Below are 17,706 nucleotides of genomic sequence, written 5' to 3'. Positions count from 1 at the left end.
AGGGGAGCCACGGGTGACCAAACAGGACCGGGCCGTCCGGACCCGACGCGCGCTGATCCGTTCGGCGGCCGAGCAGTTCGAGGACCGGGGCTATGTCCGGGCCAGTCTGGCGGAGATCAGCGCGGGAGCCGGAGTCAGCTCCGGCGCGCTGCACTTCCACTTCGCCAACAAGGCCGCCGTCGCCGAGGCCGTCGAGCACGCGGCGGCCCGCGCCCTGCGCGCGGTCGCGGTCCGCGGCCACGGGGGCGACGGCTGTGCCCTGCAACGCCTCGTGGACCTCACGCACCACGTCGCCCGGCTGCTGTGCGCGGACGTCGTGGTGCGGGCGGGACTGCGGCTCAACGCCGAGGGGGTCGCCGGGCGGGTGCGGGATCTGCGCCGGGAATGGCGGGAGTGCGTGCTCGGGCTGCTGGCCGAGGCGGAGCGCCGGGGTGAACTCGCCGCGGGTGCGACGCCGCACCGCACCGGGGCCGTCGTCGTCGCCGCCACGACCGGCATCGAGGTGCTGGCCCGGGAGGACCGCGGGTGGCTCGCCCGGCCCTCGCTGACCGACGTGTGGCAGCTGTTGCTGCCGTGCGTGGCGGAACCGCGGCTGGCCGGGACGCTGAATCCGGCGGGGAGTGAAGCGGCGGCCCCGGATTCCCGGGCGGAGCCGGGCCAGTTGGGGCTCGTGGTGCGGTAGGACGCGCCTCGGTCGACGGTGGGTGAAGCCGTGGCCAAAACAAACCGGATCCCAAGTTTTTTCGGCCCGCGAACCGCAGGATGGTCCTCCAGCATCTGGACCAAGGAGCGATGAGTCATGGCACAGCGGGCCTGCCCCTTCCTGTCGGTCGACCCGTCCGGTCAGGACCTCTACGGCGAGATCGCCCGGATCCGTGCCGAGGGCCGGGCCGTGGAGGTCGAACTCCCCGGCGGTGTCCGGGTGTGGTGGATCACCGGCCTTGAGCTGAACAAGCGGCTCCTGGCCGGTCCCGAGTCGAGCAAGGACGCCTACCGGCACTGGCCGGCCTGGATCAACGGCGACATCTCCCGCACCTGGCCGCTGGCCATCTGGGTCTCGGTGCGCAACATGGTCACCGCCTACGGCGCCGACCACACCCGGCTGCGCAAGCCGATGGCCGCCGCCTTCACCAAGCGCCGCGTGGACGCGCTGCTGCCGCGCGTCCAGGCGATCGTCGACCGGGCACTGGACGGCCTGGAGCGCGTCCCGGAGGGCGAAGTCGTCGACCTGCGGGCCGCGTTCGCGGCGCCGGTGCCGCACGAGGTGGTGTGCGAGCTCTTCGGCGTACCGCCCGGCGAGGACGGCCCGCGCGCGGCCCTCTACCGCATCATCAACCGCTTCTTCGACACGGCGATCAGCCTGGAGGACGCCCAGGCCAACGCCGTCGACCTGTACGGCACACTCACCGCGTTCCTCCGGCACAAGCGCGAGCACCCCGCCGACGACCTGACGACGGCGCTCATCGCCGCGCGTGACGAAGGCGAGCTCAGCGAACAGGAGCTGATGGACAATCTGATCCTGCTGCTCACCGCCGGCTTCGAGACGACCGTCAACCTCATCGACAACACCGTGCACAGCCTGCTCGCCCACCCCGGCCAGCTCGACCTCGTCCGCACCGGGCGGGTGAGCTGGGAGGACGCCCTGGAGGAGTCGCTGCGCTTCGAGGCGCCGGGCGCCATGTCGGGGCTGCGTTACGCCGTCGAGGACATCGAGATCGAGCCGGGCCTGACCATCCCCAAGGGCGACCCGCTCGTGGTCTCCTTCGCCGGCGCGGGACGCGATCCCGAGCGGCACGGGCCGGACGCCGACCGGTTCGACGTCACCCGCGCCACCAGTCGCGAGCACATCTCCTTCGGCCACGGCGTGCACCACTGCCTGGGCAGGCCGCTGGCCATGGCCGAGGCGACCGTCGCCCTGAGGTCGCTGTTCGCGCGCTTCCCGCGCCTGGCCCTGGCCGACCCGGCGCGTCCGCCGAAGCGGCTGCGCTCGATCATCTCCACCGGCCACGAGGCACTGCCGGTGCTGTTGCACGGCCGGGACGCGGACCCGCGCCCCGGGGAAGCGGAGACGGTCAGGACACCCGGCTCCGGAGGAACGCGCGGTACCAGGGCGCCGCGCGGCTGAACGCGGCCGCGAACCCCTCGCCGGGCGCGCAGCCGGTGTCCTTCCAGAACGTCTCGTCCACGAACCAGTGGTCGACCGTGAGCATGCCGAGGTGATGGAGGGCGAGCGGTGACCCGGCGGCCCGGCCGAGGGCGGTGGCGACGTCCACGGCCGCACCGCCGCCGGGCTCGGCCACCTGACGGCACACCGACGCCAGCAGGTCCCCGACCGCGACCGGCTCGGGGTGGTCGACGTGGTGCACGCCGTCGCCGAGCGCCGGGGAGAGGGCCGCGGCCACCACCGCGCGGCCCAGGGTGTCCACGTCGATCATCGACTGGAGGGCCTCGCAGCCGGTGAGGGTGGCCGACAGCTCCTCCATCAGCCACACCAGCCCGGGGACCACCCACCGGTCGCCCTCTCCGTACACGAGGTGCGGACGCAGCACCAGGCCGCCCGCGTCGAGGACGTACCGCTCGGCGGCGGCGCGGGCGCGGCTGGTGGGCGACGCGGGCGCGACCGGCACCTGCCCGGGACGCACGCCGCGAAAAGGGCCCCGGCCGAGGACGGCGGCGGTGCTGACGTACACGATCCGGCGCACTCCGGCGCGCACCGCCTCCTGCACCAGGGCCCGGGTGCCGTGGTCGTTGACCGCCCGGACGGTCTCGGCGTCGCCGCCGACCTGGGCGGCGCAGTGCACCAGGACATCGGTGTCGGCGCAGGCGCCGCGCAGCGAGGGCGGGGCGCACAGGTCGCCGTGGACGTACTCGGGACCGGGCGGCGCGTGCCGGGACAGCAGGCGTACGTGGACGTCCGGCCGGCGCCGGGCCGCCGCGGCGACACGGCTGCCGACGAAACCGCTCGCGCCCGTGATCAGAAGCTTGACCGTCACGACGGGGACCGTACCGGCGCGGGCCGGGCGGTGGTCAGGGTGGCCGTGAAGACGGACTCGCCGTCCTGCCGGCCCGACACCCGTACGGTCGTCTCCCCGGGGCGTCCGGCGAGGATCTCGGTCTCGACGTCGCAGGGGCTGTGCAGTTCGGCGTACCGGGCGAAGCCGGCGGTCATGGTCGTGGGCAGGAAGGGGTGCAGGCCGGACGCGGCCGTCGCGGCCTGGCGGGCCGCCTCGAACAGGACCATGCCGGGGACGTGGTCGTTGGGCCGCGGGAAGAGGACCGGGTGGCCGGTGTCGACGCGCAGCCGCCAGACGCCGGGGCGGTCGGCGGGGGCGAGGACGACGTCCTCGGGGCGGGCGCGTCCCACGATCCGGGGCGCTGTGCCGGGCAGCAGCGGCACCGGCGTGTCCAGGGCGTTCAGCCGGTCCCCCCGCAGGCGGCGGTAGGCGCCCGGGGAGGTGCAGCCGGTACTGCCGGTGCCGCGGGCGACGAACCGTCCCGCCCGGCGGAACTCCATCGTGGTGCGCATGCCGGCCAGTCCGCGGCCGCGGCGGCGGATCTCGGAGCACACGACGTCGACCTCCACCGGTTCGGCGGCGTCCGTCAGCAGCAGGGCGGACGGGTCGAGGCGGACCGTCAGGTCCCACATGACGAAATGGGTGTCGGCCGGGGCTCCGAACTCGGCGTGCGCCAGCACCATGGAGGCCTGCCGCAACGTTTCGCCCACGACCATCGGATCCTGGTGCCGGTCGTCCACGGGGCCGAAGAACGGGTGGGCGGCCGGCCAGTGCGCCGTGAACCGGAAGCGGGTGTCGGAGATTCGGGTCCACCGGGTGGGGAAGACGTCCGTCTCTGTGGTGCGGTGGGCCAGTTCCTTGGTGACGGCGGTGTGGGAGTGGGGGACGCGGTGTTCGGTGACGGGGGACGGCGGCGCCGGTTCGCCGGCGACCACGACCGGCGCGGCCGGTCTCCCGGCGGCGGTGACCCGTGACACGGGTTCCCCGGGCGCGGGACGCGGCGGCGCGATCCCCTGGGGCGCCGCCGTCTGTGGCGGGTTCTCGACGGTCGTAGCGGTTGCGTTTGCCGGACGGCCCCCGCGTCCGGTCTGATCGTCGGTGAGTGCGCTTAAAGGCCCTGTCTGCGGCATGAGAACCCCCAGGATCGGCTGTCTGGCCGCGGTCGACGCCTGACTAAGATACGGACGAGCCGGTTTTTTTCAAAGGGTGGACCACCACCGCCGGGACAGGCTCTCGCGCCCTCGCCCCACAGCGACTTCACAGGATCGACGGAGATCAGGAGGCACCCGATGGCGCGACAGGAGCGCGCGATCCGCACCCGGCGGACCATCCTGGAGGCGGCGGCGGCCGTCTTCGACGAACGCGGCTACACCTCGGCGACCATCGGCGAGATCCTGCAACGGGCCGGCGTCACCAAGGGCGCGCTGTACTTCCACTTCGGCTCCAAGGAGGAGCTGGCGGTGGGGGTGTTCGAGGAGCAGCTCGCGATCACGCTCCCTCCGCAGTCCAGCAAGCTCCAGGAACTGGTCGACTCCGGGCTGGTGATGGCCCGCCGGCTGCGGTCCGAACCGCTGGTGCGGGCCAGCGTGGGGCTCGCCCTCGACCAGGGGGCCATGGACCTCGACCGCACCCCCGCCTTCCGGATGTGGATCGACCAGAACGTGCAGCTGCTGACCGAGGCGAAGACGCGGGGTGAGCTGCTCCAGCACGTCGACGTGGCGGAGACCGCGGAGTTGCTGGTCGGCAGCTTCTCCGGGGTGCAGCTGCTGTCGCAGCTGCGCTGCCAGCGGCAGGATCTCGAGCGCCGGATCGTCGTGCTGTTCGAGCACTTCCTGCCCAGCATCACCGTGCCCGCGGTGCTGGCCCGGCTCGACATCTCGGTGGACCGGGCCGAGCGGGTGCTGGCGCGGGTGCGGACGGAGCGGGAGCAGGAGGAGCAGGGGGAGCAGGGGGAGGACGATGTGGCCGCGGCCGTGGAGACCTCCGTGCCCTCGGGGGCGTGACCCGCCGCCGCGCGAACCGGGACCGGTTGTCCACAACGCTGGAGTTGTCCCCAGGGTCTGACGAGTTCCGGCCACCCGGTTGTACCGTCGGCACGAGTCGATGTTCGTGCGCGTGCGGGGGAGGCGGTCGGGATGACCAGGTCCGGGGCTCGGGACGAGGGCGGGACCGGAGCGGGCGACGCGGAGCGGCGCAGGCTGCCCCGGGTGCGCGGCTTCGCGCGATGGCCGGCCGAGGAATCACCCAAGGGTGAGGGCAAGGCCCTGCGCGAGCGGATCCCGCGCAGCGCGCACGCCGCGCTCGACCTCGACGCCTCCCGGCCCGACGCGCTGAGCGCGGTCGAGGAGTCGGGCCGTGGCAGGCTGCCCGAACTGACCCCGATCCGGGTCGGCCGCATGGCCGCCAGCCCCTTCGCGTTCCTGCGCGGCGCCGCGGGGCTGATGGCCTACGACCTGGCGCGCACGCCCATGACCCGGATCCGGGCCCAGATCTGCGGCGACGCCCACGCGGCCAACTTCGGCCTGTACGGCGACGCGCGCGGCGGCCTGGTCATCGACCTCAACGACTTCGACGAAACGGTGCTCGGCCCCTGGGAGTGGGACGTCAAGCGCCTCGCGGCCTCCCTGGTGCTCGCCGGCCGGGTGGCGGGTGCCGACGAGGACCAGTGCCGCAAGGCGGCGTTCGACGCGGCCGGTGCCTACCGCAGGACCATGCGGCTGCTGGCCAGGCTGCCGGTGCTGGACGCGTGGAACGCCATCGCGGACGAGGAGCTCGTCTCCCACACGGACGCCCATGACCTGCTCGGCACGCTGGAACGGGTCTCCGAGAAGGCCCGGCACAACACCAGCGGCCGCTTCGCCGCCAAGTCGACCGAGGCCACCGAGGACGGCGGGCGCCGTTTCGTCGACGCCCCGCCGGTGCTGCGGCGCGTCCCGGACGCGGAGGCCGCCGTCGTGGCGGCGTCCCTGGAGGAGTACGTCGGCACCCTCCAGGAGGACCGCCTGCCGCTCCTCGCCCGGTACGCGGTGCAGGACGTGGCCTTCCGCGTCGTGGGCACCGGCAGCGTCGGCACCCGGTCCTACGTCGTGCTGCTCCTGGACCACCGGGGCGAGCCCCTGGTGCTCCAGGTGAAGGAGGCGCGGGCGTCGGCGCTGGTGCCGCACCTGGTGACGGCCGGTTTCGAGGCACCCGAGGCCGGTCACGAGGGCCGGCGGGTGGTGCGGGGCCAGAAGCGGATGCAGGTCGTCAGCGACAACCTGCTGGGCTGGACGACCGTCGACGGCTTCCACTTCCAGGTCCGCCAGTTCCGCAACCGCAAGGGCAGCGTCGACCCGGCCGCCCTCGCCGTCGACCAGCTGGACGACTACGGCCGCATGACCGGCGCGCTCCTGGCCCGCGCGCACGCGCACAGCGCCGATCCGCGGCTCATCGCCGGCTACTGCGGGAAGAACGAGGAGCTGGACGAGGCGATGGCCGCCTTCGCGGTGGCCTACGCGGACCGCACCGAGGCGGATCACGCGGAGCTGGTGGCGGGGGTGAAGAACGGCAAGGTCGCGGCGGAGATGGGGGTGTAGGGGACCGGGCCCGGACCCTGCCGCCGGGTGGGCCCGGGGCTCCGGGTTGTGGTCGGCTGCCGGGCTGCGGGTGCCCGGGGCGCCCGTCTCGCCCGGGCGCCCGGCAGTGCCGGGGTGCGGGGACACCGGGAGCCCTCTCCCCGGGCGCGAGGCCCCGGCGGGTTCGTCACCTAGGCTGGTCGGGTGACGACCCCGGAAGCTGAGCAGGATGGCGGCGACGCCGCACGGCCGGAGGCGCGGCTGGAGCGGGCCGTGCGGGCCGCCGAGCAGGCCTTGATCGAGTACGAGATCGCGGTGGAGACCTTCCGCGTCGAGGTCGAGAACTTCTCCCGGCTTCATGAGCAGAAGCTCGGCCCGCTGTACGCCCGGCTCGAGGAGCTGGACGCCCGGATCCTGGAGGCCAGAGCCGCCCGCAGCGGTGACCCCGCGGACCGGCAGCGGGCGGAGGAGGCCAGAGCGCGGCTCGCCCCGATCCCCGGCGTCGAGGAACTGCTGCACGGCTGGATGGACGGCAGCGGTCTGTTCCCGGAGGCCTCGGCCATGCTCACGGAACAGCCGGTCCGGCCCCCGCAGCGGGTCCGCCCCAGCGAGGAGGCCCGCAAGCTCTACCGCGACCTCGCCCGCAAGGCCCACCCGGACCTGGCCCAGGAGGAGCAGGAGCGCAGGCGGCGCGAGGAGTTCATCACGCGGGTCAACGCCGCCTACGCCCGGGGCGACGAGGCGGAGCTGCGCGAGCTCGCCGCTGAGTGGGCCAAGGGGCCCGAGCTGGAGCGGGGCCCGAGCCCCGCCGAGGAGCTCTACGCCCGCCTCGAATGGCTCGCCCAGCGCAAGGAACTGCTCGCCCTGCTCGCCAGGGAGCTGGAGGACAGCGCCATCGGCCACATGCTCCAGCTGGCCCCGGACGACCCGGACCGGTTGCTGGACGAGATCGGGCAGGGCCTGCTCGCCCAGGTCGCCGAGCGCGAGACGGAACTGGCCGGGCTGCTCGACGAGGGCGCGGGCGGGAGCTGAGGACGGGCGGAGCGGGGCCGGGCCGTACCCCGACCGCACCGGGCCGGTTCGGGTAGCGTCGGACGCATGAGTTTTGGAGCTGGTGTGCCCACCGTCGCGGTCGCGGACCTCAAGGACGGCGACTTCCTGCTGGACGTCCGGGAGGACGACGAGTGGAAGGCCGGTCACGCCGAAGGGGCCCTGCACATTCCCATCAGCGAGTTCGTCGCCCGTTACGGCGAGCTGACCGAGGCCGCCCCGCAGGACGGCCGGGTCCATGTGATCTGCCGTTCCGGTGGCCGTTCCGCGCAGGTCACGATGTATCTGGCGCAGCAGGGCGTCGACGCCGTGAACGTCGAGGGCGGCATGCAGGTGTGGGAGGCGGCGGGGCGTCCCGTCGTCACGGACGACGGGCAGCAGGGGTTCGTCCTCTAGGACTGCCTGCTCGGGGTGGACCTGCCCGGTCGGGTGAGGCGTCAGGTGGACCTGCCCGTCAGGCGGGCTGCCCGGTCAGGCCGCGTCGGCCGGTGGACCTGCCTCGTCAGGCCGGTGGGTGGGCCGCCAGCAGGTCGCCGAGCACCTCTTCGTGTGCCGCCGCCGGGCCGAGCGACAGTTCCAGGTGCTTGGCCCAGGCGTGGTACCGGTGCAGGGGATAGTCGACGTCGGCCCCGAACCCGCCGTGCAGGTGCTGCGCGGTCTGCACGACCCGGCGGACGCCCTCGGCCGCCCAGATCTTCGCGACGGCCACGTCTGCCGCGGCGGGCAGGTCGCCCGGTGCCCCGGAGGCGATCCGCCACGCGGCCTGCCACAGGGTGGCCTCCATGGCGCGCAGGTCGATGTAGCGGTCGGCGGCCTGCACGGCGACGGCCTGGAAGGTGGCGATCGGGAACCCGAACTGTTCCCGCTCGCTCGTGTACCGACCGGTCATCCGCAGCACGCGCTCCCCGAGCCCGAGCGCCAGCGCGCACGTCCCGGTGGCCAGCAGGTCGCGCAGCCACTCCCATGCCCCGTCGGTGTCGATCACGTCCCGGGCGGCGAGCCGTGCCGACTCCAGCCGCAGCTCACCGAGGCGCTCGCCGCTGGTGGAGAACTGCTCGGCCAGGACCGCGCCCGGCAGCCCGCGCGGCACCAGGGCCAGCAGGGTGCGGCCCGACGCGGTGTGCGCGGGGACGACCGTGACGTCGGCGTCGTAGGCCCAGGGCACCGCCGTCTGGAGCCCGTCCAGCACCCACGTTCCGCCGTCCCGCCGGGCGGTCACGGCCTGCTCGGCCGGGTCGTGGCCGGTGCGGCCGTGTGCGGCCACCGTCAGGACGAGCTCGCCCCGGCCGGCCCGGGCGAGCAGGGTCTCCTTCGCCTCCTCACCGCCGTAGGCCTGGACGGCGGCCGCCGCCGCGCAGCTCTCCAGCAGCGGCACCCTGGCCAGCACCCGCGCCGACTCCCGCAGCACCAGGCACAGGGCGATGGCGTCCAGGCCGGCCCCGCCGTGACGGGGGTCGAGCAGCAGGCTCAGCAGGTCCGCGTCGGCGAGCCTGGCCCACAGGGCGCGGTCACAGGTCTCGGCGACGGCGCCCGCGGTGAGGGCCGGGCTGGGCACGGCGTCGGGCGCGACCCCGGCGAACACACCCTGCGCCGCCTCGGCCGCCGCCTGCTGCTCCTCGGTGAAGGTGAAGTCCACGGTGCCTGTCCTTCCGGCGGATCCCGTTGGCCTGACGGGGCGTCAAGATAGAACAGGTTCTAGAAGAAGGGAATGGGTGTACGGGGGGCGCCGTAGGGTGTCACTCCTGTGGACGAACGGCCGGGCCTGCCTGTGGATAACCTGCGGGGGTCCCCTGTGGACCAGGGGGACCGGGGCTCCCGGGCGGTCGCACGCGCCGTACGTCCGGCTGCGCAGTGTGGTGATCGGTGTGGTGATCGGTGTGGTGACGGCCACGGCGGGACCGGCCGACAGGGGCTGTGCCCGGGTGGGCGTCCTGAGTACCGTTCCCGTGCCGATGCCGCGCGCCGGTGCGCGGGTGGTGCGACGCCCTCGCGGCCGGGCGGACGGAACGACGGACCGGGATCGTGGAACGGGGCGGAATGGACGCGTACGACGAGGGCTCGGACGCCCGGCACGGCCCGGAGGCGCCGGGCCGGCCGGCCCCGCCCGCGGAGGGGGGCGCACCGGCGCGGTCCCCCGGCCCTGCCGTGCCGCCCTCGGCCTGCGAGCCGGTGGGTCCGACGCAGGCGACGGGTCCGACGGATCCGACGGAGCCGGTGGGCCCGACGGAGAGGGCAGGTCCGACGGAGACGGCTGGATCGTCCGAGTGGCTCGGGCCGCCCGAGCGGGTCGGGCCGTCCGAGCGGGTCGGGTCGTCCGAGCGGGTCGGGCCGTCCGAGTCGGTCGGGTCGTACCCGGGCGCTGACGCCCGGGCCGGTGTCGCCGCGCTGTCGCTCCCCTACCGGATCGGCGTCGCCCTGGCGCTCGCGGTCGTCGCCATCGGCGTGTGTGTGCATCTCGGCATGACGTTCCTGCACGTCGCACCGGCGAACACGGTCACCCGGGCGCACGGTGAGGCGGTGGACGACTGGATCTATCCGGAGTTCGAGCAGAACTGGAAGCTTTTCGCGCCGAACCCGCTCCAGCAGAACATCTCCATCCAGGTCCGGGCCGCGATCCGCGGGCCCGACGGCGCGACGCTGACCACCGGCTGGTACGACCTGTCCGCCGAGGACGGCCACGCCATCGACGGCAATCTGCTGCCCAGCCACACCCAGCAGAACGAGCTGCGCCGCGCCTGGGACTTCTTCGTCGCCACGCACGACAACGACAACCGCCCGGTGGGCCTGCGCGGCTCGCTCTCCGAGTCGTATCTGCGCCGGATCACGGTGCTGCGCCTGGACCGCGACGACGCCGTGCGGGCCACGACCGGGGGCGCCGGTGTCATCGAGCGCGTGCAGGTCCGCTCCCGTACCAGCAACGTGCCGCCGCCCGCCTGGAGCCGGGAGAAGGTGACCACGACGCCGTCCTACCGGGAGCTGCCGTGGTGGAAGGTGCCGCAGGACGAGGCCCTGGAGGGTGTGCGGTGAACCGCTTCTCGCTGGCCGTCTCGGGCGTCATCGCCCGGGTCACCGAGGCCGCCCTCGGCCCCTACCAGACGGCGGTCATCCGTATCGGCTTCGCCGCCACCTGGCTGCTGTTCCTGCTCCGCGAGTTCCCCCACCGCCACGAGCTCTACGGTCCCGACGGTCCCTGGAGCTGGGATCTCGCCGCGCAGCTGGTCGGCTCCAACGGCTCCTTCACCGTCCTGATGTGGTCGGACGGCCGGGTCTGGTTCGAGATCGTCTACGCGCTGGCCGTGCTGTCCAGTGCCCTGCTGATGCTGGGCTGGCGCACCCGCACCACGTCGGTGCTGTTCATGGCCGGTGTGCTGTCGCTCCAGAACCGCAGCGTCTTCATGGGCGACGGCGGCGACAACGTGCTGCATCTGATGTCGATCTACCTGGTGTTCACGCGGTGCGCCCAGGTGTGGTCGCTGGACGCCCGGCGGGCCGCGCGGCAGGGGGCGGCCCGCGCGCGGGGCGAGCGGGTCACGGACCGCACCGGACCCGCCCTGTGGGGTGTGTTCGGGTGCGTGCTGCTCGCGGTCACCCTGGTCGGCCGGATGCAGGGCGACTGGCTGATACCGGCACTGCTGTGGACGGTGTGGGCGGCGCAGGCCCTGTGGTGGCTGGCCGGGCGCCGGGCACGGACCGGTGAGCCGCGGATCCTGCTGGACGTCGTCGCCACCGTCGTGCACAACGGCGCCCTGCTGGTGATCATGGCCGAGGCGTGTCTGATCTACGCGACGGCCGGCTGGTACAAGATCCAGGGCTCCCGCTGGCAGGACGGCACCGCGGTCTACTACCCGCTGCACCTGGAGTACTTCTCCCCCTGGCCCGCCCTGGCCGACCTGCTGACGGCCAGCGGCACCCTGGTGATGCTGGTGACCTACGGGACGGTCCTGGTCCAGGTCGCCTTTCCGTTCACCCTGTTCGACCGGCGGGTGAAGAACGTCCTGCTGGCGGTCATGATGACCGAGCACGCCGTGATCGCGGTGGTCCTCGGGCTGCCGTTCTTCTCGCTGGCGATGATCGCGGCGGACGCGGTGTTCCTGCCGACCGGCTTCCTGCGCCGCCTGGGCGAAAGGGCGGCGCGGTTGTGGGACCGGCTCCCGCGCCGGGGCGGGCGTACTCCGGTTCCCCCGCCGCGCGCGGCCGAGAGCCCCGGGACGGCGCACGTAGGCTTCGGGGCATGACCGACCCCCTGACCGTCTGGCACCGGCATGCCGGTGACACCGTCCTGCTCGACGGCTTCCACGCCCTCAAGCACGCGCTGCGTTTCGGCGCCGAGGTGCCGGTGGCGGTCACGGCGGACCGGGCCGCCGCCCTCGCGCTCGCCGACGAGCTGGCCCCGGACGTACGGGACGCGCTGGCCGGGCTGCTGGTGGAGGTGCCGCACGAGGCGTACGCGTCTGTCGTGCCGCGCCCGCACCCCACCGCCCTGGCCGCCCTGGCCGTGCGGCCGTCCCGGGCCTCCGGCCTCGAACGGCTGGCGCGCCTGCCGCGCACGGCGCCGGTCGTGGTCCTCGACAACCCGCGCAACCTCGGCAACGCGGGCGCGGTGATCCGCCTGGCCGCCGGGTTCGGGGCGACCGGGGTGGTCACGACCGGGACGGTCGACCCGTGGCACCCGACGGTCGTGCGCGGCGGGGCGGGGCTGCACTTCGCGACGGCGGTGGAGCGGCTGACCGCCGACGAGCTGCCGCCCGGCCCGCTGTTCGCCCTGGACCCGGAGGGCGACGACCTCCGGGGCGTCGAGCTCCCGGACGACGCCGTCCTCGCGTTCGGCTCCGAACGTACGGGCCTGTCCACGGAACTACGCGCGCGGGCCGACCACTTGCTGTCCCTTCCGATGCGCCCCCAGGTCAGCAGCTACAACCTGGCGACGAGCGTGGCGATGACCCTGTACCACTGGAGTTTCGGGGCGCCCCGGTAGGGGCGCGGGGAACCGCGCGAGCAACCCCACACGGCCCGGCACTCGCGCGCTGACGTGAACCCCCGAGCTCCTAGGCGTCCCGCCGCACCTCGACCACCCGGAACCGGTTGGCCACGAACGCCCCGTCGCACAGCGCCGCACTGGCCGCCGGGTTGCCGCCCGAGCCGTGGAAGTCGGAGAACGCGGCCGTCTGGTTCACGTACACCCCGCCCGTGAGGTTCAGCGACAGCTGCGCCGCCTCCTCCAGGCAGACCTCCTGCACGGCCTGCTCGACCTCCGGGTCCGTGGTGTACGCCCCGACGGTCATCGCGCCCTTCTCCCGGACGGTGCGCCGCAGCAACTCCACCGCGTCCGGCGCCGAGTCGACGGCGACGGCGAAGGACACCGGCCCGAAGCACTCGCTCATGTACGCCGCCTCGTCGTCCGGCTTGGCCCCGTCCAGCTTGACGATCACCGGGGTGCGGACGACCGCACCCGGGAAGTCCGGGTTGGTGATCTCCCGGGAGGCCAGGGCCACTTCACCGAGGCCCGCGGCGGACTCCAGGCGGGACTTCACGTCCGGGTTGACGATCGCGCCGAGCAGGGCGTTGGCCCGGGCGTCGTCGCCGAGGAGCCCGTCGACCGACCGGGCGAGGTCGGCGACCACCTCGTCGTAGGACTTGGGGCCCTGGTCGGTGGAGATGCCCTCGCGGGGGACCAGCAGGTTCTGCGGGGTGGTGCACATCTGGCCGCTGTACAGGGACAGCGAGAACGCCAGGTTGGAGAGCATGCCCTTGTAGTCGGACGTGGAGTGCACGACGACCGTGTTGACGCCGGCCTTCTCCGTGTAGACCTGCGCCTGGCGGGCGTTGGCCTCCAGCCAGTCGCCGAACTCGGTCGAGCCCGTGTAGTCGATGATGCGGATCTCGGGGCGCAGGGCGAGGGTCTTGGCGATGCCCTCGCCGGGGCGCTCGGCGGCCAGCGCGACCAGGTTCGGGTCGAAGCCGGCCTCGGTGAGCACCTCGCGGGCGACCTGGACGGTGAGCGCGAGCGGCAGCACCGCGCGCGGGTGCGGCTTGACCAGGACCGCGTTGCCGGTGGCGAGGGAGGCGAACAGGCCCGGGTAGCCGTTCCACGTCGGGAAGGTGTTGCAGCCGATCACCAGGCCGATGCCGCGCGGGACCGGCGTGAACTGCTTGGTCATGGCCAGCGGGTCGCGCTTGCCCTGCGGTTTGGTCCACTCGGCGTGGTCGGGGGTGCGCACCTGCTCCACGTACGCGTACGCCACCGCTTCCAGGCCGCGGTCCTGGGCGTGCGGCCCACCCGCCTGGAACGCCATCATGAAGGCCTGGCCGGAGGTGTGCATGACCGCGTGCGCGAACTCGTGCGTCCGGTCGCTGATGCGCTTGAGGATCTCCAGGCAGACCACCGCGCGCTGCTCGGCGCCCGCGTCGCGCCAGGCCCGCTGCCCGGCCTGCATGGCGGGCAGCAGCACGTCGAGGTCCGCGTGCGGGTACGTCACGCCCAGGTCGACGCCGTACGGGGACGTCTCGCCGCCCACCCAGTCGTCCGTGCCGGGCTGGCCGAGGTCGAGGCGGGAGCCGAGCAGGGCGTCGAAGGCGGCCTTGCCCGCCGCCGCGTCCAGGCTGCCGTTGTCCCCGTAGGCCTTGGGGTGCTCGGGGTGCGGGGACCAGTAGGCGCGCGTGCGGATCGCTTCCAGCGCCTGGTCGAGGGTGGACCGGTGCCGGGCGATCAGCTCGTGCGCCGAGAGTGCGGCGGTCATGGGTGACCAACTCCTCGTCTCAAGAACTCCTCGTCGAGTTCATGACCTGGGCAGAAACCTGGGCAGGAACACTCGGACAGAGCTAGAGTAACCGAACGATCGGTCGGTTCAAGGGGGTCCGCCGCATCTGTGGAAAACCCCGTGCGGGAGGATCGCGCACATGACAGCACTCGACCTCAGCAGCCCCGTGGCCGTCGTCGGCACCGGCACGATGGGCCAGGGAATCGCCCAGGTCGCGCTGGTCGCGGGCCATCCCGTACGGTTGTACGACGCCGTCCCCGGACGGGCCCGGAAGGCGGCCGACGCGATCGGTGCCCGTCTGGACCGGCTCGTGGAGAAGGACCGGCTCACCGGTGCCGCCCGGGACGCCGCCCGGGCCCGGTTGCTGCCCGCCGAGGACCTCGCCGAGCTCGCCGACTGTGCCCTGGTCGTCGAGGCGGTCCTGGAGCGGCTGGACGTCAAGCAGGAGCTGTTCCGCGAGCTGGAGGGCATCGTCGCCGACGACTGCCTGCTCGCCACCAACACCTCGTCGCTGTCCGTCACGGCCATCGGCGGCGCCCTGCGCGTCCCCGGCCGGTTCGTCGGCCTGCACTTCTTCAACCCCGCGCCGCTGCTGCCGCTGGTCGAGGTGGTCTCCGGGTTCGCCACCGACGTCACCCACGCCACGCGCGCGTACGAGACCGCCCGCGCCTGGGGCAAGACGCCGGTCGCCTGCGCGGACACCCCGGGCTTCATCGTCAACCGCATCGCCCGGCCCTTCTACGCCGAGGCCTTCGCGGTGTACGAGGCGCAGGGCGCCGACCCGGCCACCATCGACGCCGTGCTGCGCGAGTCGGGCGGCTTCAGGATGGGCGCGTTCGAGCTGACCGACCTGATCGGCCAGGACGTCAACGAGTCCGTCACGCACTCGGTCTGGCAGGCCTTCTTCCAGGACGTGCGCTTCACACCGTCCCTGGCCCAGCGGCGCCTGGTCGAGTCCGGCCGGCTGGGCCGCAAGACCGGCCAGGGCTGGTACGACCACCGGGACGGCGCCGAGCGCCCCGAACCGGACACCGCCGAGCCGCGGCAGCCGCCCGCGTACGTCGTCGCCGCGGGCGACCTGGGCCCGGCCGCCGAGCTGCTCGCCCTGATCCGCGAGGCGGGCATCCCGGTCCGCGACGAGGACGACGACGAGGACCAGGGGGCCTGTCTGCTGCTCCCGGGCGGCGGGCGGCTCGTCCTGGCCGACGGGCAGACCTCCGCGGAGTTCCGGGACGTCGTCTACTTCGACCTGGCCCTGGACTACCGCGAGGCGGCCCGGATCGCCCTGTCCGCCTCCCAGGACACCGCCGCGCGGACCGTCGCCGAGGCCACCGGTCTCTTCCAGGCACTGGGCAAGAAGGTCAGCTTCATCGGCGATGTGCCCGGCATGATCGTCGCCCGCACGGTCGCGCGGATCATCGACCTGGCGCACGACGCGGTCGCCAAGGGCGTGGCCACCGAGGAGGACATCGACACCGCGATGCGCCTGGGCGTCAACTACCCCCTGGGCCCCTTCGAGTGGAGCCGCCGGCTCGGCCGCTCCTGGGCCTACGCGCTCCTGGACGACCTCCACCGCTGCGACCCCTCGGGGCGTTACGCGCCGTCCCTGGCGCTGTACCGCCACGCCCACGCCTTCGACCCGCGGGAGGGCACCGCCTCATGACCACCGCCAAACGCGACACCTACACCCCGGACACACTGCTGTCCGTCGCCGTCCAGGTGTTCATCGAGCGCGGCTACGACGGCACCTCCATGGAGCACCTCTCCAAGGCGGCCGGCATCTCCAAGTCGTCGATCTACCACCATGTCGCCGGCAAGGAGGAGCTGCTGCGCCGGGCCGTGAGCAGGGCCCTGGACGGTCTCTTCGGCATCCTCGACGAGGAGCACGCGCGCGTGGGGCGCGCCGCCGACCGCCTGGAGCACGTCGTCCGGCGCATGGTCGAGGTGCTCATCACCGAACTGCCCTACGTGACCCTCCTGCTGCGGGTGCGGGGCAACACCGACACCGAGCGGTGGGCCCTGGAGCGGCGCCGCGACTTCGACCACCGGGTGTCCGACCTGCTCAAGGCGGCCGCGGCGGAGGGGGACGTGCGCGGGGACATAGAGGTCCGGCTGGTGACCCGGCTGGTCTTCGGCATGATCAACTCGATCGTCGAGTGGTACCGGCCGGACGGCCGCGGCATGAGCGAGCGCGAGGTGGCCGACGCGGTGGTGCAGCTGGCCTTCGCAGGTCTGCGCAGAGCCGCCTGACCCCGGCCCCCTGGGGGTGAGTAGCCGCGCGGGGGGCGGATGAGTACGCGTGACGATGTCCCGGACACTCCGCGGTGATGGGGTGGGGCGCATGCTCGGACATGACACGCCGCCTCCCCGCGCCGCCCACCCGACCTGGTGGCGCGCCCCGCTCGTGGCCACCCTGTTCGGCCTGCCGCTCCTCGTGCTGGAGTACCGCTGGTTCGCCGCCCAGGACGGCCCCGGCGCCTTCTCGGGCGTGCTGTTCTGGGCGGCCGGCCTGCTCGCGCTCGCCTGGGTGCTGCCGCACCGCCGGTCCCTGCGCGGACTGCGGCTCGCCGCGGCCGGCACCGGGCTCGGATGCGCGCTGCTCCCGGTCATGTTCGCGATGCTGCTCGGCGCCGCGGTGGCCGCGAGCTGACGGGCGCGTTCCGGCCCTCACCCCTGGGGTTCCAGGTCCTCCTCCTCGAACACCAGCAGCGTGCGGGTGCTGAGCACCTGCGGGATCGCCTGGAGCCGGGTCAGCACCAGTTCGCGCAGCGCCCGGTTGTCGGACACGTGGACCAGCAGCAGCACGTCGAAGTCCCCGCCCACCAGGGCGATGTGGGAGGCGCCCGGCAGCTGTCTGAGCTCCTCGCGCACGGTGCGCCAGGAGTTCTGGACGATCTTCAGCGTGATGTACGCGGAGGTGCCCTGGCCCGCCCGCTCGTGGTTGACGCGGGCGCCGAAGCCGCGGATGACACCGTCCTCGACGAGGCGGTTGATGCGGGCGTAGGCGTTGGCGCGCGAGACGTGGACCCGATCGGCGACGGACCGTATCGAGGAGCGGCCGTCCGCCTGGAGCATGCGCAGGATGTCCTGATCGATGGCGTCCAGGGGCCGCGCCGGCGGCAGCACGCCGCCGTCGTCCTGTCCGTCGGCCATTTGTTCAGATGCCACCCGCCCCCGCCTTCCCGCCATGGACGTACTGCGTCCATCTCAGGTTGTGGAGAACCGTTTGTCCACAGCCTGGGGCCACCCGTAGCCAAAATGTGCCGACGACCGAACAATCGGTAGGTGAGGCGGGTCACAGCCGACGCGCCTGACATGCCGCTCCCACGA

The 17,706-nt window shown here is 73.4% G+C and carries 17 protein-coding genes; 12 read left to right on the top strand and 5 right to left on the bottom strand.

Features of this window, described 5'->3' with window-relative positions; all coding sequences use genetic code 11:
* Window positions 1-13 precede the first annotated feature (13 nt).
* Window positions 14-682 (top strand): ScbR family autoregulator-binding transcription factor, encoded by a 669-nt coding sequence (locus tag AB0I06_RS26885; protein WP_363121407.1) that lies wholly within the window; start codon window positions 14-16, stop codon window positions 680-682.
* A 117-nt stretch (window positions 683-799) separates the two neighbouring features.
* On the top strand, window positions 800-2,125 hold the full coding sequence (locus AB0I06_RS26880; protein ID WP_363121406.1) for a cytochrome P450: 1,326 nt from the start codon (window positions 800-802) through the stop codon (window positions 2,123-2,125).
* On the opposite strand, the gene AB0I06_RS26875 is transcribed toward AB0I06_RS26880, so the two are convergent.
* Window positions 2,073-2,993, bottom strand: a complete 921-nt coding sequence (locus AB0I06_RS26875) for an NAD-dependent epimerase/dehydratase family protein (protein ID WP_363121405.1) — start codon at window positions 2,991-2,993, stop codon at window positions 2,073-2,075. The genes AB0I06_RS26880 and AB0I06_RS26875 overlap by 53 nt on opposite strands.
* Complete coding sequence (locus tag AB0I06_RS26870; protein ID WP_363121404.1) at window positions 2,990-3,991, bottom strand: ScbA/BarX family gamma-butyrolactone biosynthesis protein; 1,002 nt, start codon at window positions 3,989-3,991, stop codon at window positions 2,990-2,992. Before AB0I06_RS26870 ends, AB0I06_RS26875 begins: the two co-directional genes overlap by 4 nt.
* Before the next feature lie 312 nt (window positions 3,992-4,303).
* On the opposite strand from AB0I06_RS26870, the gene AB0I06_RS26865 reads away from it, so the two are divergent.
* From AB0I06_RS26865 to AB0I06_RS26850, 4 genes are all read left to right on the top strand, one after another.
* Window positions 4,304-5,017 carry a ScbR family autoregulator-binding transcription factor gene (locus tag AB0I06_RS26865; RefSeq protein ID WP_363121403.1) on the top strand — a complete coding sequence of 238 codons (714 nt, stop codon included), beginning with the start codon at window positions 4,304-4,306 and terminating at the stop codon, window positions 5,015-5,017.
* Window positions 5,018-5,149: 132 nt separating this feature from the next.
* The gene (locus AB0I06_RS26860; protein ID WP_363121402.1) at window positions 5,150-6,589 is read left to right on the top strand and encodes a DUF2252 domain-containing protein; all 1,440 of its coding nucleotides are present in this window, start codon (window positions 5,150-5,152) and stop codon (window positions 6,587-6,589) included.
* A 183-nt stretch (window positions 6,590-6,772) separates the two neighbouring features.
* On the top strand, window positions 6,773-7,600 hold the full coding sequence (locus AB0I06_RS26855) for a hypothetical protein (RefSeq protein ID WP_363121401.1): 828 nt from the start codon (window positions 6,773-6,775) through the stop codon (window positions 7,598-7,600).
* An 84-nt stretch (window positions 7,601-7,684) separates the two neighbouring features.
* Window positions 7,685-8,014 (top strand): rhodanese-like domain-containing protein, encoded by a 330-nt coding sequence (locus tag AB0I06_RS26850; protein WP_363121498.1) that lies wholly within the window; start codon window positions 7,685-7,687, stop codon window positions 8,012-8,014.
* A 106-nt stretch (window positions 8,015-8,120) separates the two neighbouring features.
* On the opposite strand, the gene AB0I06_RS26845 is transcribed toward AB0I06_RS26850, so the two are convergent.
* Complete coding sequence (locus AB0I06_RS26845) at window positions 8,121-9,254, bottom strand: acyl-CoA dehydrogenase family protein (protein ID WP_363121400.1); 1,134 nt, start codon at window positions 9,252-9,254, stop codon at window positions 8,121-8,123.
* A 401-nt stretch (window positions 9,255-9,655) separates the two neighbouring features.
* On the opposite strand from AB0I06_RS26845, the gene AB0I06_RS26840 reads away from it, so the two are divergent.
* The 3 genes from AB0I06_RS26840 to AB0I06_RS26830 are packed head-to-tail and all read left to right on the top strand — an operon-like array spanning window position 9,656 to window position 12,593.
* Window positions 9,656-10,645 (top strand): DUF5819 family protein, encoded by a 990-nt coding sequence (locus tag AB0I06_RS26840; protein WP_363121399.1) that lies wholly within the window; start codon window positions 9,656-9,658, stop codon window positions 10,643-10,645.
* On the top strand, window positions 10,642-11,853 hold the full coding sequence (locus AB0I06_RS26835) for an HTTM domain-containing protein (RefSeq protein ID WP_363121398.1): 1,212 nt from the start codon (window positions 10,642-10,644) through the stop codon (window positions 11,851-11,853). The genes AB0I06_RS26840 and AB0I06_RS26835 overlap by 4 nt, the downstream gene beginning before the upstream one ends.
* Window positions 11,850-12,593 carry a TrmH family RNA methyltransferase gene (locus AB0I06_RS26830; protein ID WP_363121397.1) on the top strand — a complete coding sequence of 248 codons (744 nt, stop codon included), beginning with the start codon at window positions 11,850-11,852 and terminating at the stop codon, window positions 12,591-12,593. Before AB0I06_RS26835 ends, AB0I06_RS26830 begins: the two co-directional genes overlap by 4 nt.
* A 70-nt stretch (window positions 12,594-12,663) precedes the next feature.
* Here the strand turns inward: AB0I06_RS26830 and paaN are convergent, their stop codons facing one another.
* On the bottom strand, window positions 12,664-14,355 hold the full coding sequence (gene paaN, locus AB0I06_RS26825) for a phenylacetic acid degradation protein PaaN (protein ID WP_363121396.1): 1,692 nt from the start codon (window positions 14,353-14,355) through the stop codon (window positions 12,664-12,666).
* A gap of 160 nt (window positions 14,356-14,515) precedes the next feature.
* Here paaN and AB0I06_RS26820 point away from each other — a divergent pair, with 160 nt between their 5' ends.
* From AB0I06_RS26820 to AB0I06_RS26810, 3 genes are all read left to right on the top strand, one after another.
* The gene (locus AB0I06_RS26820) at window positions 14,516-16,039 is read left to right on the top strand and encodes a 3-hydroxyacyl-CoA dehydrogenase (RefSeq protein WP_363121395.1); all 1,524 of its coding nucleotides are present in this window, start codon (window positions 14,516-14,518) and stop codon (window positions 16,037-16,039) included.
* A complete protein-coding gene (locus AB0I06_RS26815; RefSeq protein ID WP_363121394.1) occupies window positions 16,036-16,626 on the top strand; it encodes a TetR/AcrR family transcriptional regulator in 591 nt (196 codons plus the stop codon). Before AB0I06_RS26820 ends, AB0I06_RS26815 begins: the two co-directional genes overlap by 4 nt.
* Window positions 16,627-16,717: 91 nt before the next feature.
* Window positions 16,718-17,026: a hypothetical protein gene (locus AB0I06_RS26810; protein ID WP_363121393.1), complete on the top strand. Its 309-nt coding sequence runs from the start codon at window positions 16,718-16,720 to the stop codon at window positions 17,024-17,026.
* Window positions 17,027-17,043: 17 nt separating this feature from the next.
* Here the strand turns inward: AB0I06_RS26810 and AB0I06_RS26805 are convergent, their stop codons facing one another.
* Window positions 17,044-17,529 carry an Lrp/AsnC family transcriptional regulator gene (locus tag AB0I06_RS26805; protein ID WP_363121392.1) on the bottom strand — a complete coding sequence of 162 codons (486 nt, stop codon included), beginning with the start codon at window positions 17,527-17,529 and terminating at the stop codon, window positions 17,044-17,046.
* Window positions 17,530-17,706: the final 177 nt, after the last annotated feature.

This window comes from Streptomyces sp. NPDC050674 (genome assembly GCF_040654575.1).
In the GTDB taxonomy this organism is placed as follows: domain Bacteria; phylum Actinomycetota; class Actinomycetes; order Streptomycetales; family Streptomycetaceae; genus Streptomyces.
This window is presented reverse-complemented; position numbering and strand designations above follow the sequence as displayed.